Raw genomic sequence first — 1,894 nt, forward strand, 5'->3', positions numbered from 1 at the left:
TCAGCACTTTTGTTTTGATATTAGAATATCGACTAAGCATGTTTTCCATCATTCGCTTTCCAATTCACTCCGTCAGAAAGAGCATTCACTAAGCCAACTAATTTGGTGTCATCCCATGCAGTTATAACCGTATGCGAGTTGTTTATTGCTTGTTTAAGATCTTCTGGGTAATCTCCTGATTTCCAATCCACCGAGTGGAAAAGTTCTTGAATGGCTTGTTTATCAATGTCTTTTATTTCTTTGAATATGATTGTCATAATATTGCTCCTAAGTTGTTGTGTGTTTATTGGGAGTTTCAGATAACGTCCGGGGATTCACGACGCCTCACCACCTTAAGGCTCGAAGAGCCGGCCGCGACGCGGTTAGGTGGTGCAGGTGTGTCCGCACGAATGTGCGGACCGAAGGGGGCTTGTCCCCCGAAGCGTGAATCCTATGTTAGCTGATGTCTCTCTACTTCTTCGAATCGGTTTTACGTAGTATCATTTTGCACCTTAACTATCACATTCTTGCTCATATGAATCTCGTACATCTACAACCCTAATATGTTCTTTACTCTTCGCAGCAAGAGAGATTTCAGCTAACGTCCAGGGATTCACGACACCCAACCACCTTAAGCCCGAAGGGCGGCCGCGATGCGGTTAGGTGGTGCGGGTGTGTCCGGCTGAGTTCACTTCCCTGTATACTGAAATGCCTCATCGAATCTCATCGGACTGCTGCCGGACCGAGGGGCGACGGAGTCGTCCCGATGCGTGAATCACATGTTATCTGCTGTTGCCCTCTTCCTCGACTCATCCAAGAAAGATTCGTTGCCTTTGCTCTTAACTCGTGTTCTTGAAGCCTTGATTCTTTAAATCAGTACTTGAAGTCTCGTTCTGACCGTATCACTTGCTGCAACGTACCATTGGTGCGGCGCAGTTAAGGTCAGAATGAGGCTTTCAAAGTATGTGATTGGATTTGAATCAAGGTCTTCAATAGAGTTAAGAGCTTTAACGAATCTTTCGGTCCCGACCCAAACGATCTGAAACCTGTTCCTGATACAATTCATATTAGCACCACCGAAATGAAACTAACTAATATGAATTGTCTGAGTTCTTCATCGAAAATGCTTCCTGTATAACAGGTTTCAGGTTTGGGTCTGGGATGGATGTTCTTCATAGCACTAGGGCAATGGCAGATAACGTTCATGTATTCACGACGTCCCACCGACTTAAGGCGACGAAGTCGCCGGCTGCGCTTGCGCAGTTAGTCGGTGCGGATGTGTCCGGCTGATCCAGCTTCCCCGAAACTGAAACGCCTCTCCGATTCCACTTCTAACTTCGTGCCGGACCGAGGGCGAATGCCCGATGCGTGAATATGGTGTTACATGATGTCGGGGGCTTCTTCGAATTTGCTTACAAAATACTATATTTATTCTCTTGTTCGTTATTATCTTTATTAATTCCTCGTCTTGAAAATCCCCTGCCGGCAGGCGGTTCTTCAAATATACGTATTGATTCATTCTGTTGCCGCAGGCAGTTCTTGAAAAACTCGTCTTAATCCATTCACTCGCCACCGGCAGTTCTTGAAAAACTCGTCTTAATCCATTCAGTCGCCACCGGCGGTTCTTGAAAATACTCGTCTTAATCCATTCAGCTGCCGCGGGCGGTTCATCAAATCTGTATTTAAGCCACTTTTACTCATGAGGATCATCAATGCGATGCAGCCCAAGTAACCAATTCTTTCAATATAAGATTAAGCTCAGCCCGAAAGCGAAGTTCAGTTCATATAGGTTTTAAAAATGGTTTTGTGATGTTTATTCGGTTTTTACCAGCTTTCCCCCGATTTCATGTAACGATCGTGAATTCCCGACGTCGATCCCCCTTAGATAGCTCATATCTTAGGGGGATCGATGTGT

Annotated in this window: 1 protein-coding gene; it reads right to left on the reverse strand. The window is 45.4% G+C overall.

All coding sequences use genetic code 11. The features are described 5' to 3' along the window. Positions 1-32 precede the first annotated feature (32 nt). On the reverse strand, positions 33-257 hold the full coding sequence (locus ACFPQ4_RS05975; protein ID WP_378110874.1) for a hypothetical protein: 225 nt from the start codon (positions 255-257) through the stop codon (positions 33-35). Positions 258-1,894 lie beyond the last annotated feature (1,637 nt).

Origin of the sequence: Cohnella yongneupensis (assembly GCF_042655785.1) — a bacterium.
Lineage (GTDB): Bacteria > Bacillota > Bacilli > Paenibacillales > Paenibacillaceae > Cohnella > Cohnella yongneupensis.

Coding starts and splice junctions, on each gene's coding strand:
- ACFPQ4_RS05975 (WP_378110874.1), bottom strand. CDS start 257: ATGACAATCATATTCAAAGAAATAAAAGACATTGATAAACAAGCCATT.